Annotated in this window: 14 protein-coding genes; 9 read left to right on the top strand and 5 right to left on the bottom strand. The window is 66.2% G+C overall.

What is annotated here, in order from left to right:
• Positions 1-28: 28 nt before the first annotated feature.
• From DNK59_RS18900 to DNK59_RS18920, 5 genes are all read left to right on the top strand, one after another.
• Complete coding sequence (locus DNK59_RS18900; RefSeq protein ID WP_110724156.1) at positions 29-1,306, top strand: FAD/NAD(P)-binding oxidoreductase; 1,278 nt, start codon at positions 29-31, stop codon at positions 1,304-1,306.
• Complete coding sequence (locus tag DNK59_RS18905) at positions 1,303-2,130, top strand: sulfite exporter TauE/SafE family protein (protein ID WP_110724157.1); 828 nt, start codon at positions 1,303-1,305, stop codon at positions 2,128-2,130. The genes DNK59_RS18900 and DNK59_RS18905 overlap by 4 nt, the downstream gene beginning before the upstream one ends.
• A gap of 127 nt (positions 2,131-2,257) precedes the next feature.
• Positions 2,258-2,698: a YeeE/YedE family protein gene (locus DNK59_RS18910; RefSeq protein ID WP_110724158.1), complete on the top strand. Its 441-nt coding sequence runs from the start codon at positions 2,258-2,260 to the stop codon at positions 2,696-2,698.
• Positions 2,695-3,114 (top strand): DUF6691 family protein, encoded by a 420-nt coding sequence (locus DNK59_RS18915; protein WP_110724159.1) that lies wholly within the window; start codon positions 2,695-2,697, stop codon positions 3,112-3,114. The genes DNK59_RS18910 and DNK59_RS18915 overlap by 4 nt, the downstream gene beginning before the upstream one ends.
• Before the next feature lie 189 nt (positions 3,115-3,303).
• A complete protein-coding gene (locus DNK59_RS18920) occupies positions 3,304-3,675 on the top strand; it encodes a YkvA family protein (protein ID WP_256596464.1) in 372 nt (123 codons plus the stop codon).
• A 70-nt stretch (positions 3,676-3,745) separates the two neighbouring features.
• Here DNK59_RS18920 and DNK59_RS18925 read toward each other — a convergent pair whose 3' ends face one another.
• Positions 3,746-4,762, bottom strand: coding sequence for a YhcG family protein (locus DNK59_RS18925; protein ID WP_110724161.1), 1,017 nt, complete (start codon positions 4,760-4,762; stop codon positions 3,746-3,748).
• 123 nt (positions 4,763-4,885) lie between these two features.
• Positions 4,886-5,296 carry a hypothetical protein gene (locus DNK59_RS18930; protein WP_110724162.1) on the bottom strand — a complete coding sequence of 137 codons (411 nt, stop codon included), beginning with the start codon at positions 5,294-5,296 and terminating at the stop codon, positions 4,886-4,888.
• Between the two features lie 230 nt (positions 5,297-5,526).
• Between DNK59_RS18930 and DNK59_RS18935 the strand changes: the two genes are divergently transcribed.
• From DNK59_RS18935 to DNK59_RS18960, 4 genes are all read left to right on the top strand, one after another.
• Positions 5,527-8,748: an efflux RND transporter permease subunit gene (locus DNK59_RS18935; RefSeq protein WP_110724163.1), complete on the top strand. Its 3,222-nt coding sequence runs from the start codon at positions 5,527-5,529 to the stop codon at positions 8,746-8,748.
• The gene (locus DNK59_RS18940) at positions 8,738-9,904 is read left to right on the top strand and encodes an efflux RND transporter periplasmic adaptor subunit (protein ID WP_110724164.1); all 1,167 of its coding nucleotides are present in this window, start codon (positions 8,738-8,740) and stop codon (positions 9,902-9,904) included. Before DNK59_RS18935 ends, DNK59_RS18940 begins: the two co-directional genes overlap by 11 nt.
• Positions 9,888-11,306 (top strand): efflux transporter outer membrane subunit, encoded by a 1,419-nt coding sequence (locus tag DNK59_RS18945; RefSeq protein WP_110724165.1) that lies wholly within the window; start codon positions 9,888-9,890, stop codon positions 11,304-11,306. Before DNK59_RS18940 ends, DNK59_RS18945 begins: the two co-directional genes overlap by 17 nt.
• Before the next feature lie 1,307 nt (positions 11,307-12,613).
• Entirely contained in the window at positions 12,614-12,886 is a 273-nt protein-coding gene (locus DNK59_RS18960) for a hypothetical protein (RefSeq protein ID WP_110724166.1), read from the top strand.
• A 222-nt stretch (positions 12,887-13,108) separates the two neighbouring features.
• On the opposite strand, the gene msrA is transcribed toward DNK59_RS18960, so the two are convergent.
• From msrA to DNK59_RS18980, 3 genes are read right to left on the bottom strand one after another with little or no spacing between them, the layout of a single operon-like run.
• Positions 13,109-13,558, bottom strand: a complete 450-nt coding sequence (gene msrA, locus DNK59_RS18970; protein ID WP_110724227.1) for a peptide-methionine (S)-S-oxide reductase MsrA — start codon at positions 13,556-13,558, stop codon at positions 13,109-13,111.
• An 11-nt stretch (positions 13,559-13,569) separates the two neighbouring features.
• A complete protein-coding gene (locus DNK59_RS18975) occupies positions 13,570-14,625 on the bottom strand; it encodes a glycine betaine ABC transporter substrate-binding protein (protein ID WP_110724168.1) in 1,056 nt (351 codons plus the stop codon).
• Entirely contained in the window at positions 14,622-16,697 is a 2,076-nt protein-coding gene (locus DNK59_RS18980; protein WP_110724169.1) for an ATP-binding cassette domain-containing protein, read from the bottom strand. The genes DNK59_RS18975 and DNK59_RS18980 overlap by 4 nt, the downstream gene beginning before the upstream one ends.
• Between the last annotated feature and the right edge of the window lie 20 nt (positions 16,698-16,717).

Raw genomic sequence — 16,717 nt, forward strand, 5'->3', positions numbered from 1 at the left:
ATTACTGACTCCACACGGAGAACTTGCCATGCGTCCCTTCAACCCGGCCCTGCGCGCCGTCGACGGCAGCCATCAGGTGCTGATCGTCGGTGGCGGTGCCGCAGGCATTGCCGTTGCCGCCAGCCTCATGTCCCGCGATCCCCACTTGGATGTGGCGATCATCGACCCTGCCAGCAGCCACTACTACCAGCCCGGCTGGACCCTGGTGGGCGCCGGCGTGTTCAGCGCCCAGTCCACCGAACGCAGCATGGCCGCGCTGATGCCCAAGGGCGTCAAGTGGCTGCAACAGGCCGTCAGCCTGTTCGAGCCGGAGAACAATGCCCTGGTGCTGGACGATGGCCGCGTGCTGGGTTACGACCAACTGGTCGTGTGCCCCGGGCTCAAGCTCGACTGGGCGGCCATCGACGGCCTGCCCGAGGCCCTGGGCAACCACGGCGTGACCTCCAACTACCGCTACGACCTGGCGCCCTACACCTGGCAACAGGTGCAGCGGCTGCAACAGGGCGAGGCGTTGTTCAGCCAGCCGCCGATGCCGATCAAGTGTGCCGGGGCGCCGCAGAAGGCGATGTACCTGTCTTGCGACCACTGGCTGCGCAACGGCCGCCTGGGACAGATCAAGCCGCGCTTCCTGAACGCCGGTGGCGTGCTGTTCGGCGTGGCCGACTATGTGCCGGCGCTGATGGAATACGTGAAGAAATACGGCATTGACCTGGATTTCGGCCACAACCTGGTGGCGGTGAACGGCCCGGCCCAGCGCGCGACCTTCGTCCGCACCCTGGCCGACGGCAGCCAGCAAACCCTGGAGCGCACCTTCGACCTGCTGCACGTGGTGCCACCGCAATGCGCCCCGGACTTTATCCGCAGCAGCCCGCTGGCCGACGTGGCCGGCTGGGTCGATGTCGATCCCCACAGCCTGCGTCACAAGCGTTTTGTCAACATTCACGGCCTGGGCGATGCCACCAACACCAGCAACGCCAAGACCGCCGCGGCGGCGCGCAAGCAAGCCCCAGTGGTGGCCAACAACGTGCTGGTGGCCCTCAGGCGCCTGACCCGGCTGGCCGAGTACGACGGCTATGGCTCCTGCCCGCTGACCGTGGAGCGGGGCAAGATCGTCCTCGCCGAATTCACCTACGGCGGCAAGCTGGCGCCGAGCTTTCCGCGCTGGCTGCTGGACGGTCGCCAGCCGACCCGGCGCGCCTGGTGGCTGAAGGAGCGGATCCTGCCGCCGCTGTACTGGCGCGGCATGCTCAAGGGCCATGAATGGCTGGCGCAACCGACCCTGGCCACGGACACCCGCAAAGCATGAATGAACACAGTCTGTTGGGCGCCGGGCTGGGGGCGATCATTGGCGCGATCCTGGCCCTGACCGGGGCCGGCGGCGGCATCCTCGCGGTGCCGTTGCTGGTGTTCGGCCTGGGCTTGAGCATGGTCGAGGCCGCTCCCATCGGCCTGCTGGCGGTGGGCCTGGCGGCCAGCGTCGGCGCGGTGCTGGGCCTGCGCCAGGGCATCGTGCGTTACCGCGCGGCGGGGTTCGTCGCCAGCGTCGGCGTCCTCATGGCGCCGCTGGGTCTGTGGCTGGCCCACCGCCTGCCCAACCTGCCCTTGGCCCTGCTGTTTTCCCTGGTCTTGCTCTATGCCTGCGGGCGCATCCTGCGCAAGGCCAGCCTGGAACTGAAACAGGGCCAGGCGGCACCGCGTCCGGCGTTCCTGCCCTGCGTACTCAACCCGGCCCAGGGCCGCCTGCGCTGGACCCTGCCCTGCGCCCGGGCCCTGACCTTCACCGGCATGCTCTCGGGCCTGCTCTCGGGATTGCTCGGGGTGGGCGGCGGTTTCGTGATCATCCCGGCCCTGAGCCGCTACACCAACCTGGACAGCAAGAGTATCGTCGCCACCTCATTGGCGGTGATCGCCCTGGTGTCCCTGGGCAGCGTGATCACCGCCAGCCTCAGCGGGGTGATGCACTGGGCGGTGGGCGCGCCCTTTGCCCTGGGCGCGGTGGTGGGCCTGGTGCTGGGCCGGCAGGTGGCCAGTCATCTGGCGGGCCCGCGCCTGCAACAATTGTTTGCCATCACCGGCATGCTGGCGGCGCTGCTGCTGGCGGGTGGGGCCCTGGGCTGGTTGTCCCGTTGAACCCATACACCGCGTAGGAGCTGGCTTGCCAGCGAAGGCGTCCCCGCCGACGCCGCTGTCCGACGCAATACTCACGGCGCCAGGACGGCCCTTTCGCCGGCCAGCCGGCTCCTACAGGGAACTCGATATGCTTTTGGATTATCTGCATTTCACACCGTGGTCGGCCCTGGCCGGAGGCGCATTGATCGGCGTCGCCGCCGGGCTGTTGATTGTCGCCAACGGACGCATCGCCGGCATCAGCGGCCTGCTTGGCAGCCTGCTGCAACCCGGCAGCGAAGGTTGGGGCGAGAAAGCCCTGTTCATCCTCGGGCTGTTGCTGGCGCCGCTGCTCTGGGGCTTGTTTCATGCCCTGCCCGCCGCCGAATTCCAGGGCGGTCTGTTCGGCCTGATCAGCGCCGGCCTGCTGGTGGGCATCGGCACCCGCTATGGCGCCGGCTGCACCAGCGGCCACGGGGTCTGCGGAATTTCCCGGCTGTCGCCACGCTCGATCATCGCCACCTTGTGCTTCATGGGCAGCGGCTTCGCCACGGTCTGGGTGTTGCGCCACGGCCTGGGGCTGCAGCCATGAGAAAACTCAGCGCATTTGTTGCCGGCCTGCTGTTCGGCATCGGCCTGCTGCTGGCAGGCATGGCCAACCCGGCCAAGGTCCTGGGCTTTCTCGATCTGGCCGGCAGCTGGGACCCGTCCCTGGCGCTGGTGATGCTCGGCGCCATTGTGCTGGCCTGGTGGCCCTTCCATTGGGCCATGGGCCGCTCGCGCTCAGCGCTCGGGGCGCCCATGCAGATCCCCGCCAAGCGCAATATCGACCGACGCCTGATCGGCGGCAGCCTGCTGTTCGGCATCGGCTGGGGCATCGCCGGGATCTGCCCGGGACCGGCCCTGGTGCTGCTGCCGGGCGGCCACTGGCAAGCCTGGGTGTTTGTCCTGGCCATGCTCGCGGGCATGCTGCTGTTCCAGCGCCTGGAGGCCCGTCACCGCCGCTAGAACACCCGCCCGCGGGTACGCCGCCCCGGTAGGAGCTGGCTTGCCAGCGAAGGCCTCCCCACGGCCACCACTGCCCTGACACCAGATTCATGGCGCCAGGCCCGACCTCTTCGCCGGCAAGCCGGCTCCTACGTGGGCAACCACCGGGGAAATATTGGCCTCTGCCGGGACACCGCACGGACGGCGACCATGACCTGGACCTGTATCCCCCAGGAGTGCGTCATGTCCACCGCCCAGTCCCTTGAACTCTGCCTCTGGCGCAAGATCGGCCGCTACGCCTCGCGCATCGGCCGGACCCTGATCCAGAAAGCCCTGTGGCTCTACTACGCCGCGCAACGACCGCAAACCCCAATCTGGGCCAAGACCACCATCTACGCCGCCCTGGGTTACTTCATATTGCCGCTGGACCTGATCCCCGACCTGATCCCCGGGGCCGGGTACGTGGATGACCTTGGTCTGTTGACCGGCTCGGTAGTGACGGTGGCCGCCCACATCAACGCCGAGGTCCGGGAGCAAGCCAGCGCCCGCCTGGCCGACTGGTTCGGCAGCGAGCCGCAATGAACCAGAGGGCGCCTGGGTACGCATTCGACTCACCAGGGCGGTGCAGCCCCGGACACAGTGGCCGCCCGGCTCACCGCGCCTGCGTGTCCAGGGCATAGAACTCCTGCAGCTTGGCCTGCAGCAGTTGCTTGTCCGGCAACTGGGTCCGGTACTCGGCGATCAACGCCGGAGACAGTGAACGGTTGAGGGCATACTCCACCACCTCGTCCTCCTTGCTGGCACAGAGCAGCACACCCAGGGCCGGGTTTTCGTGGGGTTTGCGCACCTGGCGGTCCAGGGCCTCCAGGTAGAAGTCCAGCTTGCCCAGGTACTCCGGCTCGAAGCGCCCGACCTTGAGCTCAACGGCCACCAGGCAATTCAACCCGCGATGGAACAGCAGCAGGTCCAGGACGAAATCGCGCCCGCCCACCTGCAAGGGATAGCCTGAAGCGACAAAGCAGAAGTCGCGCCCCATCTCGATCAGAAAATCCTTGAGCTGGCGCACCAGCCCCTGATGCAGATCGGCTTCGTCATGCCCCTGGGCCAGGTCGAGAAACTCCACCATGTAGGCATCCTTGAACACCTTCAGGGCCTCGGGACGGGTCTGCCTCAAGGTGGCCGAGGCGCTTGCCGGGTGGGTCAGCGTGCGCTCGAACAGGGCGGACTTGATCTGCCGTTCCAGTTCTCTGCGTGACCAATGTTCCTGAATCGCCAAGCGCAGGTAGAACTCACGTTCACCGGGCTCCTTGCTCTGCCCCAGCACCACCAGATGGTGACTCCAGGGCAATTGTCGCACCAGTGGTACGACTTTCTCGTCGTCGCGATAGGCCTCATAAAACTGCCGCATGCGAAACAGGTTGGCCCGGGTAAACCCGCGCAGCCCCGGCTGCTGCCGCGCCAGGTAATCCGCCAGTTGCCGGACCACGCCATCGCCCCATTCCGCCGCCTCGATCTTGCGGCTGATATAGGCCCCGACCTGCCAGTACAGCTCCACCAGTTCAGTATTCACCGCCCGCACCGCCCGTTGCCGCGCGGTGGTGATCATTTGCGCCACTTCGCCAAATGCCACATCGGTGGGGTTGATTGCCGCTGCAGTCTCTTGCTTCATGACGCACACCCGCTTGCTGGGAGACAGGCCCCTATGATCCCGTGGCTCGCCATAGGCCTGAAGTCAGGCCTGTCTCTTTGTGTTGAGCGAAATGTCCTGATTTGCGCGCGCTAAACAGCCCGGTCAGCCGGGCATGCAATTGAAGTCCTGGGTGCTGGCCACCTGCTTGCCCTGGGCGTCATACAAGCGCGCCGACACCTCGCTGCCCAGGCTCGACTCCACCAGTTTGTAATGCTCACCGGCCTTGAAGCCGCCATAGCTGAGATGGCCGTTGCAGTCTTGCTGGTTGGAATCACCGACGCTCTCTTCAAACAGGGTCACGTCCAGGCGATGCGCGCCGGGCTTGACCTGAAAATAACGCCCATCGTCGACCTTGCGCCCATCCACCCGTTCGGCCATCAGGTCGTTGGAGCCCTCTTCCTGCAAGCCGATCCAGGCCTCGCTGGGATCGGGCTGGGGCATGGGGCCAGCGCAGGCGCTGAGCAGGCAGGCAAGACCCAGGACGGGAATCAGCAACAGTGGTTTGAGTGCCATGAAAACGTACCTCGCAAATGACCGGAATGAGTGCGACGCGAGCCCCGGACAATCGGCTGCGTCGATGGCCATCAAGCTTGTCGAGGCCCAGACGCGAGCACAAATGAATCCCCATGAAAGGAGTTTCAGGCCTTACCTAAAACTTCCTTCACCTGGCTGAAAGCCGCGTGTTAGGTGGGTCGCTGCAGGCTGCCGAGGTTTGCAATCCCACTCCCTCGGAGGTTTTCGGCATGCTCGGGCTGGTCAAGACCGCACTGCTCAAGCCCTACACGTTCATCGTGCTGGCGATATTCATCTGCATCATCGGGCCCCTGGCGGCCCTGCGTACCCCCACCGACGTGTTTCCCGATATCGGCATCCCGGTGGTGGCGGTGGTCTGGCAGTACAACGGCCTGTCGCCGGACGCCATGGCCGGGCGGGTGATCTACACCTACGAGCGCTCCCTGAGCACCACGGTCAACGACATCGAGCACATCGAGTCGCAGTCGCTGCCGGGCATGGGCATCGTCAAGATCTTCTTCCAGCCCGGGGTCGATATCCGCACCGCCAACGCCCAGGTGACCGCGGTGTCGCAAACCGTGCTCAAGCAGATGCCACCGGGCATCACCCCGCCGCTGATCCTCAACTACAGCGCCTCGACAGTGCCGATCCTGCAGATGGCCTTTTCCAGCCCGACCCTGTCGGAAGCAAAGATCCGCGACCTGGTGCAGAACAACATTCGCCTGCCCCTGAGCTCGCTGCCGGGGCTGGCCATGCCCACGCCCATGGGCGGCAAGCAGCGGCAGATCACCCTCGACCTGGACCCGCAAGCCCTGGCCGCCAAGGGCCTGTCGGCGCAGGACGTGGGCAACGCCCTGGCGGCGCAGAACCAGATCATCCCGGTGGGCACCGCCAAGCTCGGCAGCGATGAATACACGGTGCTGCTGAACAACAGCCCGACCGCCATCGACGAGCTCAACGACCTGCCGATCAAGACCGTGGACGGTGCGCTGATCACCATCGGCCAGGTGGCCCACGTGCGTGACGGCTCGCCGCCGCAGACCAATATCGTGCGGGTCGACGGGCGTCGCGCGGTGCTGATGCCAGCGCTGAAGAACGGCAATATTTCCACCCTGTCGATCGTCGACGGCATCCGCCAGATGCTGCCGCGGATCAATGAAACCCTGCCACCGGCACTGAAGACCTCGCTGCTGGGCGATGCCTCGGTGTTCGTCAAGCAGTCGGTGGGCAGCGTAGCCCGGGAAGGCATCATCGCCGCCCTGCTGACCAGCGCGATGATCCTGCTGTTCCTCGGTAGCTGGCGCTCCACGTTGATCATCGCCGCCTCGATTCCCCTGGCGGTGCTCTCGGCCATTGCCCTGCTGGCGGCCAGCGGCCAGACCCTCAACGTCATGACCCTGGGCGGCCTGGCCCTGGCGGTGGGGATCCTGGTGGACGACGCCACGGTGACCATCGAGAACATCAACTGGCACCTGGAACAGGGCAAGGCGGTCAAGCAGGCGATCCTCGACGGCGCCCGGCAGATCGTCGGCCCGGCCTTCGTCTCGCTGCTGTGCATCTGCATCGTCTTCGTGCCGATGTTCCTGTTGCAGGGCATCGCCGGCTACCTGTTCCGGCCCATGGCCCTGGCGGTGATCTTCGCCATGGCCAGCTCGTTCATCCTCTCGCGGACCCTGGTGCCCACACTGGCCCTGTACCTGCTCAAGCCCCGTACACCGGAAGCAGGGCCCGGGCATCACCCGGAAGACGCCTTCATCAACCACCACGAAGGCGAGCAGCACGCCCAGCCACGCAGCGCCCTGGTGCGCGGGCTGCTGGCCTTCCAGCAGGGCTTCGAGGCGCGTTTCTCCAACGTGCGCGACACCTACCACGGCCTGCTCTACCTGGCCCTGGGCCAGCGCAAGACCTTCATCCTCGGCTTTCTTGCCTGCGTGCTGGCCTCCTTCGCCCTGCTGCCGAGCCTGGGCCAGGACTTCTTCCCCGCCACCGATGCCGGGGCCCTGGCCTTGCACGTGCGCCTGCCCCTGGGCACGCGGATCGAGGAAAGCGCGGCGGCCTTCGACCGCATCGAAGCGCGGATTCGCGAGGTGATCCCGGCCGAGCAACTGGACAGCCTCATCGACAACATCGGCATCCCCTTGAGCGGCATCGACATGGCCTACAGCAACAGCGGCACCATCGGCCCCCAGGACGGCGACATCCAGGTCACCCTCAAACCCGGCCACGCCCCCAGCGCCGACTATGTGAAGAAGCTGCGCGAAGCACTGCCGGAAAGCTTCCCCGGCAGCCAGTTCGCCTTTTTGCCGGCGGACATCAGCAGCCAAATCCTCAACTTCGGCGCCCCGGCCCCCCTGGATGTGAAAATCTCCGGGCCCGATGCCGCGGCCAACCGCGCCTTCGCCCTGGAACTGCAACGGCGCCTGCAACATGTGCCGGGCATTGCCGACCTGCGCATCCAGCAGTCCACCGGCTATCCGTCACTGCAGGTCAAGGTCGATCGGCTGCGGGCCAACGGCCTGGGGATCACCGAGCGTGACGTGACCAACAGCATGGTGGCGTCGCTCGCCGGCAGCTCCCAGGTGGCGCCGACCTTCTGGCTCAACCCGAAGAACGGCGTGTCCTACTCCATCGTCGCCGCCACCCCGCAGTACCGCCTGGACAGCCTGCCGGCCCTGGAGGCGCTACCGGTCACTGGCAGCAATGGCCAGTCGCAGATCCTCGGTGGCCTGGCGGATATCTCCCGCGTAGAAAGCCCGGCGGTGGTCAGCCACTACAACATCCAGCCCACCCTGGACCTGTACGCCAACGTCCAGGGCCGCGACCTCGGCGCCGTGGCCCACGACATGCAAAAGGTCCTGGACGACGCCGCGGCCCTGCGGCCCAAGGGCGCCACGGTCAGCCTGCACGGGCAGATCGACGCCCTGCACGAGGCCTTCAGCGGCTTGAGCCTGGGCCTGCTGGGGGCGGTGGTGCTGATCTACCTGCTGATCGTGGTCAACTTCCAGTCCTGGGTCGATCCGTTCGTGATCATCACCGCGCTGCCCGCCGCCCTGGCCGGGATCGTCTGGATGCTGTTCTTGAGCGGCACTTCACTATCGGTGCCGGCGCTGACCGGGGCCATCCTCTGCATGGGAGTGGCCACCGCCAACTCGATCCTGGTGGTGAGTTTTTGCCGCGAGCGCCTGGCGGCCCACGGCGACGCCTTCAAAGCCGCCCTGGAAGCCGGCTACACGCGCTTTCGCCCGGTGTGCATGACCGCCCTGGCGATGATCATCGGCATGCTGCCCCTGGCCCTGTCCGAGGAGCAGAACGCGCCCCTGGGCCGCGCAGTGATCGGCGGCTTGCTGCTCGCCACCGTCGCCACCCTGATCTTTGTCCCCGTGGTCTTCAGCCTGGTCCACGGCCGTCACTCCCAATCCGCTGTCGTTGGAGAAAACACCCATGTCGCCTGATCACACCCCATCGCGCAAACGCCTGATGCTGCTGGGCATCGGCAGTCTGAGCCTGGCCGCGCTGCTGGTGGCCAGCGGCCTGGCGGCGCGCACCCGGCATGAACGGGCCGTGGTCGCCTGGACCGAAACCGCCGCCGTGCCGCAGGTGCTGGTGTTCCAGCCGCAGCCCAACGTGCTGGGCGACAGCCTGCGCCTGCCGGCGCACCTGGAAGCCTGGAGCAAGGCGCCGATCCACGCCCGGGTCAGCGGCTACCTCAAGGACTGGACCCAGGACATAGGCACCAAGGTCGCCGCCGGACAAGTGCTGGCCCATATCGACAGCCCCGACCTGGACCAGCAAGTGGCCCAGGCCCGAGCGCGGATGATCCAGCAGCAGGCCAATGCACGGCTGGCCCAGACCACCGCCGAGCGCTGGCAGCATCTGCTGGCCAGCCACTCGGTGTCGCGCCAGGAGGCCGATGAAAAAAGCTCCAACGCCGCTGCTGCCAAAGCCAACGCCGAGGCGGCCGCCGCCGACTACGCACGGCTCACGGCGCTGGAAGACTACAAGACCATTCGCGCACCATTCGCCGGCACCCTCACCGCCCGCCACACCGACATCGGCCAGTTGATCAAGGCCGACAACGACAGCGACCCGGAACTGTTCGACCTCGCCGACACCCACAAGCTGCGGCTCTACGTGCCGATTCCGCAGAACTACGCCAGCGTCATCCGCCCCGGCCTGGTGGCGCAGTTGACAGTGCCCGAGCACCCCGGCCAGCACTTCAGCGCGCAACTGGTGGGCGACTCCACCGCCATCGACCCACGCTCCGGCACCCTGCTGGCGCAGTTCGTCGCCGCCAACCCCGACGGCGCCCTGATGCCCGGCGACTATGCCGAAGCCACGCTGGCCATCCCCGCCGACACCCACGGCGTGAGCATCCCCGCCAGCGCCCTGATCTTCCGCGCCCAGGGCACCCAGGTGGCAGTGATCGACAGCGCCAAGCGCGTGCACCTGCGCAGCATTCATATCGGCCTCGACCTCGGCGAGCGGCTGGTGATCGACCAGGGCCTGCAAGCCAGCGATCAGGTCATCGACAACCCGCCGGACGCCCTGCGCGAAGGTGACCTGGTGCAACTGGCGGACGCGGGAGGTGAGCATGCGCCCAAGGCTTAAGCCCCTCGCCACCCTGCTGGTGCTGGCCCTGCACGGCTGCTCCCTGGCGCCCCACTACCATGTGCCGGCCATCGACCTGCCGGCGCACTACCGCGAACAGAGCAGCGATGGCCCCTGGCACCCGGCCGCCACGCCCCAAGTCATCGGCGAACAATGGTGGCTGCTGTACCAGGACCCGCGCCTGAACGACCTGCAACAGCGCCTGCTCCAGGCCAACCCGGATCTGGCGGCGGCCCTGGCCCACTACGACGGCGCCCAGGCCTACGCCAGCCAACTGCATGCCGGACTGTTCCCGCAGATCAGCGCCAGCGCCCAACCGTTGCGCCAGCGCCAGTCGGACAGCCGCCCGCTGCGTGGCAGCACGCAACCGTCGATCTACAACAGCAACACCGCCGGTTTCGCCCTGAACTTCGACCTCGACCTCTGGGGCCGGCTTCGCAATCAAGCCGCGGCCGGCGACGCCCAGGCCCAGGCTTCGGGTGATGATCTGGCGGCGGCGCGCCTGAGCCTGCAAAAGCAACTGGCCATGCTCTATGTGCAACTCAATGGCCTGGATGCCCAGAGCCGGATTCTCAGCCGTTCCCTGGAGGATTACGCCCAAGCCCTGCAACTGACCCGCGACCGCTACCAGGGGCAGATCGCCTCGGAGCTGGACCTGACCCGGGCCCAGAGCCAACTGGCCAGCGCCGAAGCGGAACTGGACGAAGTGCGCGCCCAGCGCAACCTCAGCGAACACGCCATCGGCGAACTGGTGGGCGAACCGGCCAGCCGCTTCAGCCTCGCGCCCTCGGAGCAACTGCTGAGCCTGCCGAGTATTCCCCAGCAACTGCCCAGCACCTTGCTGCAACGACGCCCGGACATCGCCGCGGCCGAACGCCGGGTGTACGCCGCCAATGCCGGCATCGGCATCGCCCGCGCCGCCTGGTACCCGGATTTCAGCCTGACCGGCATGCTCGGAGGGCAGACCCAGGGCGTGGGTAACCTGCTGGCCGCGGGCAATCGCTATTGGGCCTTGGGGCCGTTGGTGAACCTGCCGATTTTTGACGGCGGCCGGCTGAGCGCCAATGAACGTCAAGCCCATGCCGAGTTTGAAGAGGCCGCCGCGCATTACCGTGGGCAGGTGCTGCGAGCGGTGCGCGAGGTGGAGGACAACCTGGGGCAACTGCGGGATTTGCGCCAGGAGGCGCTGGATCAGCAGGCGGCGGTGAATGCGGCGTTGCATACCCAGACCTTGGCGATGAACAGCTATCAGGCGGGTGCCGTCAGCTACCTGGATGTAGTAACAGCACAGACTGCAGCCTTGCAGGCACAACGGGGGTTGCAGGCGGTGCAGACGCGAGAGTTGCAGGCCAGCGTGGGCTTGCTGGTCGCGTTAGGTGGGGGATGGAAAGATGGGGTTTGAAACCTGAGACAGAGCCCTTGTGGCGAGGGAGCTTGCTCCCGCTCGGGCTCGCAGCGGCCGTAAAACCTGAGGTTGCGGTCTTCTTGGTGTACATATCCGTTGCTGCGGGTGTGGTTGCTGGCGGTTTCGCTCTTACAGCGACTCACTTTGGAAAAGCCAGAATGCCGGCCCAGCCCAAAGTAAGCAAAGGGCTTCTGCCCCTCCACTCGGTGCCTCGCCTAGGCTCGGCATGCCCGAACTCCGGCATTGATCCGTGGGCCGCCGCCACCGGCCATCCATGGCCGGGTGGCGGCTAACCCGGCATCCCTGCCGGGTTACCCACGGCTCAATGCCTGCGTTCGGCCATCGTGTCTAAGGGGGCAGGAAGATCAAAAGCCAGATCAAAAGCAAAGGCAAAATCTGACGGCGGCCTACCGGCCGGCCTTGTTTCATTTGTCCTTCACTGGACGACGTTACTCTTGGGAGGGCTGAAGGTCCTGCGGACCTTTTCGCAGCTTCGCAGGCTCAGCAGCGGCTACAGAACGCACATACTCTGTAGCCGCTGCCGCAGGCTGCGAACGGCTCCGGAGGAGACGCTAAACCTGCCTCCCCGATATTCCTGACATATCGCGCCGCCTGGTTTTGCGAGCGCGAGCGCTCGTTCGCAGCCTTCGGCAGCGGCTACAAGGAACCAGCCTGCGCACCTTGGCTTTGGCTTTGGCTTTTGATCTTGATCTTCAGGCCCCTTCCCAGCAGGCCGAGCGCAGGCGTTGCGTAGGGGGCAGCTCGGCATGGATGCCGAGCTAGCCGCCACCCGGCCATGGATGGCCGGTTGGCGGCGGGCCCCCGGAGCAATGCCGGAGAGAGGGCACCCCGAGCCCCAGCGAGGGGCCGTATGGAGGGGCAAGCCCTTTTGGTTACTTTTACGGCGTTTGGTAAAAGTGACTCGCCGTAAGGGCGAAACCGCCAGCCACCACACCCGCAGCAACGGATATGTCCCCTTCAGATCCGGCCACCAGACAGTCGATACAACCACTCAAACATCACCTTCAATGCCCGGTTGCACCGCTCTGGCATCCCCCCTATAGTTCGCCCTCGCGGCAAAATCCGCGAGCGACCTTGGCCGGTCGAATATAGGAACGCATCAGCGTCCAAAACATCATTGCAGGCGCTTTTTTTGTGCCTGTGATTTTGTCTCATGGCGGCTGTGCGTGGGACACCTTCGGGTGTGCCGGTTTCCTATAGCCGGTCGGCCAACCCGCGTACAGCTGCCACCCTCATTCGCTTGGCCGCGAAAGGTGGCAGCTCAATTTATAGGAGCTACACCGATGACTGACCATCACCTCCCTCGCTTCACCCCCATCGACACCCACGACACCGAACACCCGGTATTCTACCTCGACACCCAAGCCCCCTTGAGCGACCTGGCCAGCAGCGCTGCCCATCGTTTCACCGTGGTCCGCGACCTGATGGACAGCCTGTCCAGCCTGGAACTGAAAGACATCAGCGATTGCGATCTGATCCGCATCACCCGTGGCGTGCACCTGCTCACCCGAGAAGGTTGCGCGGTGCTGGAAGTGATTCAGTGGCGGGTCGCGTAGGAATTCTGTTCGCGGACCTGTGGCGAGGGAGCTTGCTCCCGATTGGGCCGCAACCCCATGACGACTGATGCAATGCGTCGCCAGGATTTGGGGCTGCTGCGCAGCCCAGCGGGAGCAAGCTCCCTCGCCACGAAAAGCCACTTGAATACAGCTAACAGCTCCAAGCTCCAAGCTCCAAGCTCCAAGCTCCAAGCTCCAAGCTCCAAGCTCCAAGCTTGCCGCTTAAATGTGGCAAGTGCTCAGGCCGTTCTTTTCCAGGTAACGCTGGTGCGCTTCATCCGCCAGGTCGAAGCGGCCCAGGGGCACGATGACCGTGGCCACGGGTTTGTTGAGGCGACCGGAGGCTTGCAGGGCGGTCTTGGCCGCCCTCGCCTGTTCGGCCTGTGCGGCGTTGGTGTGGAAAATCGCCGAACGATATTTCACTCCGCCATGCTCGCCCTGGCGATCCACCGAGGTGGGATCGTGCAGGCCCCAGAAGTGTTCGATCAGACGGGTATAGGTCAGTACCTGCGGGTCGAAATCCACCTGCACTACCTCGATCTGCAACGCCTCGTCCCCCGCTTCCACGGCGTAGCCGACGCGGCTGTCGATGACCCCCGGCAGCGCCCGGAACGCGGCTTCCGCGCCCCAGAAGCAGCCGGCGCCAAAGGTCGCCTGTTCGAGGCTGCTCACCGGCGCCCCACTCATTGCGCCACTCCTACTTTTTCACCGCTGGCGCCCAGCCAGCCATTGACGATTTGCGGGTGCGCCGCGACCCACTCCTTGGCCGCCTGCGCCGCCGGTTGCTGGTCCTTTTCGATCTTGAGGATCAGGTCATTCAAGGCCTGGGGTTCGATGCTGAAGTTCTCCAGGAACGCGGCAATTCGCGGCGCGCGTTGTTGCAGAGCGGTGGACGCCAGGACGTAGACCCGGGCATCCGGGTAGGCACAGGTGATCTTGCTCTTGCTCAGCCAGTCGGCATCCACCGTGGGGCTGATGAATTTCCAGCAACCGTCGGCCTTGTACAGCGGGTCACCCTTCTTGTTGTCCTGGGCGTAGCCGTCGAACGCCGGTTCATCCAGGCGCCGCAGGTCGAAGGCGGAGAAGATCCAGTCCGGGGTGTAGGCGTAGAACACCACGCCGCGCTGGGCCTTGTAGGCGGCGGCGAGCTTGGCGTAGGTCACCGAGGCTTCGGTGGACACCGATTCGAATTTGTCGGCAAAGCCAAAATCCTTGGCCTTGATCTGGCCGATGTAGGTCGACTCCCAACCCGCCGGGCCCACCAGCAGTTGCGCCTTGCCGCCGCCCAGGGGTTCGAAGAGTTTCGCCACCTCGGGCTTTTGCAGGTCGTAGACCGACTTCACGCCGTATTTGTCTTGCAGGTAGCCGGGAATGTAGAAACCTTGCACCCCCAGGTACGGCTGCTTGTTGGGCACCAGGGAACGGGTGCCGCCAGTGACGTATTTGGCCCAGGCGGCGGACTGGTTAGGCAGCCAGATGTCGGTGAGCACGTCCACCGAGCCATCGCCCTTGGCCGCGGCGGCGAACAGCACCGGTACGTCACCGGCAAGGTAGGAAACGTCGCCGTCGAGGCGAGTCTTGATCACTTCGCCAAGGATATTCTGGATGGCGATGGCGCCGGTCCAGTTCTGCTCGCCGATGACGATCTTGTCCTTGGCCAGCACCGGCACGGACAAACCCAACAACAGCGCGGCGGCGCCAAGGGTACGGGTAAACGACTTGTTCAAGGGACACCTCATGCTTTTTGCAATGTGCGATCCCGCTGGCGCAGGGTCGCTTGAATGATGCGGTCGGGAATCAGCGCGCAGAACACGATCGCGGCGCCGGCCAACATGCCCTCACCGCCCTTGATGTTGCGCAGCGCGGTCATCACGTCGTAGCCCAGGCCACCGGCGCCGATCAGCGCCGCCACCACCACCATCGACAGGCTCATCACCAGGGTCTGGTTGATCCCCAGCAGCAAGGAACCCGCGGCCAGGGGCAGTTCGACCTTGGTCAGGATCTGCCACGGCGTGGCGCCGTGGGCCAGGGCCGCTTCGACGGCGGTCTTGGGCACTTCCTGAATCCCCAGGGCGGTGAGACGGATCATCGGCGCCAGGGCGAAGATCACCGTGGCGATCACCGCTGGGGTCTTGCCCACCGAGAAGAACGCCACCGCCGGGATCAGGTACACGAAGGTCGGCAGGGTCTGCATCACGTCCAGCAAGGGGGTGATCAGGCGCCGGGCCAGGGCGCGCTTGGCCAGGAGGATGCCGGCCGGCACGCCGATCAACAGCGAGATCAGCACCGAGGAGCCCACCAGGGCCAGGGTGGCGATGGTCCGCTCCCAGAAGCCGAACAGGCCGATGTAGAGCAAGGCCGCGGCACTGGTCAGGGCCAGGGCGGCGCCGGCGCTGCGCCAGGCCAGCAGCACCAGGGCCAAGGCCGGCACCGGCCAGGGCAGCCAGCCCAGCAGGCTTTCGGTGCTGTCGATCACTGTGCGCACGGCGACTATCACGCCGACGAAGGTGCTTTCGAAGGTGACCTGGGACCAGCCGATCAACTGGTCGATGGCCGCCGCGGTGCCCAGCAGCACTTGGCGGTCGGCGGGAAATTGCAGCCAGGGGCCAGAGGCATCGACGGCCAGGACCCGCCACAGCACCAGGGCCTGGGACAGCAGCAACACCAGCCACGGCAGGCGCCAGTCGGAACGCCCCAAACGGCTGGGGCGACGGGCCAGGGTCACACTCAACAGGCGGCTGAGCAGCAAGCCGATGAGCGCCAAGGCGGCCCAAGCGAAACTGGCCGTGGCCAGCCCCTGCCCCAAGGCTGCGGCGGCGCCCAGCTCCAGGGCAAAACCCAGCCAGTACAACCCGCCGCGACCACTGGCGGCCAGGGCCGCGGGCCCCAGCAGCAGGGCCTGGGCCGAGGACAGCCCGGGACTGACCGGCACCGGGCTCGTCGCGCTCTTGTGCGGGGCGATCGCCGCCACCGCAGGCGTGGCGCTGCGGGCACCGTGTTCCTGGAAGAAGTCCGCCACTTCGGCATCCGCTGGCTGCTCCAGCAGTTCGGCGGGGGTGCCCAGTTGGATCAGCTGGCCGTGGCGCAGCACAGCGATGCGGTCCGCCAGGCGCAGGGCTTCGGCCGGGTCGTGGGTCACCAGCAAGGTGGTGATGCCGCGCTCGCGCACCACCCGCAGGAAGTGGCTTTGCAGGTCGCGGCGAATGGTCGGGTCCAGGGCGCTGAAGGGTTCATCCATCAGCAGGATGTCCGGCTCGCTGACCAGGGCCCGGGCCAGCCCGACCCGCTGCTGCATGCCGCCGGACAGTTCATGAGGATAGTGCTCGCCCCAGCCTTCCAGGCCCATGGCCCGCAGTTGCACATCGGCCGCGGCGTGGCGCAGGGCCTCGGGCTCGCCGCGCAGTTCCAGGGGCAAGGCGACGTTGTCGCGCACGCTGCGATGGGACAGCAGGCCGAAGTGCTGGAACACCATGCCAATGCGCCGGGAACGCAGGGTGCGCAGCTCCTGGGCCGAAAGCTGGCTGATGGCGGCGCCGTCGATCAGCACCTCGCCGCTGCTGGGCTCGACCAGCCGGTTGATATGCCGCAGCAAGGTGGACTTGCCGCTGCCGGAAGTGCCCATCAGGCACAGCACTTCGCCGCGGCGCACCTTGAGGCTGACCTGCTCAACCGCAGGCGGCGCGGACTGGCCACGGCGGCGGGCGTAGTGCTTGGTCAGGTGGCGCAATTCCAGCACCACGTCGGCGTTATCCGCGGGCGGGCTGATTGAGGCTGGGACGGCAAAGGCCTCTTGGGGGTGAACGGCAGACACGGGAACTCCTGACGCCGGGC

It is taken from the genome of Pseudomonas sp. TKO26 (genome assembly GCF_003225665.1).
Taxonomy (GTDB): Bacteria; Pseudomonadota; Gammaproteobacteria; order Pseudomonadales; family Pseudomonadaceae; genus Aquipseudomonas; species Aquipseudomonas saponiphila.